We start from the raw sequence: 567 nt of genomic DNA, 5'->3' as shown, positions 1-567 counted from the left end.
CTTCTCTATACTTAAATACATACTTTCCTTCACATCACTAATAAACCCACCTAATTCCCGAATTGTTGGAAGTCTAAATAATTCCTTTAATGGGATTTCCTTTTCTAATTCTTTGTGTATCTTCGATACCAATACCGTTGCTTTTAGCGAATGCCCACCCATTTTAAAGAAATTATCATCTATGCCTATGTTTTCTATCCCTAACACTTCTGACCATATTTTAGACAAGCTCTCTTCAATTTCATTTCTAGGTAAAACTAATGCTCCTCTATTTGACATAATATCGGGTTCTGGTAAAGACTTTCTGTCTAACTTTCCATTCCCTGTTAATGGAATGTTATCCATCTCTATAAAATATTGCGGTATCATATAATAAGGTAGACTTCTTTCCAGGTATATCCTTATGTCCAAATCTTCCAAAAGTCTCTTACTTGAGATATAAGCACATATAAACTTTTCTTCTTCTTTTTCTTTTACTATTACTGCTGCTGCATCTATTGATTCATGTTCCAACAGTTTATTTTCTATCTCCCCAAGTTCTATCCTAAAACCTCTTATTTTTACTTG

At 32.8% G+C, this 567-nt stretch carries 1 protein-coding gene; it reads right to left on the bottom strand.

Features of this window, described 5'->3' with window-relative positions:
* A partial coding sequence (locus KFD70_RS29375) for a phosphopantetheine-binding protein (RefSeq protein WP_431613563.1) occupies positions 1–567 on the bottom strand: 567 nt, incomplete at both ends.

Origin of the sequence: Bacillus pfraonensis (assembly GCF_050768835.1) — a bacterium.
Taxonomy (GTDB): domain Bacteria; phylum Bacillota; class Bacilli; order Bacillales; family Bacillaceae_G; genus Bacillus_A; species Bacillus_A pfraonensis.
Note: the sequence above shows the minus strand (reverse complement) of the source record. Positions and strands in the feature narration are given on the sequence as shown.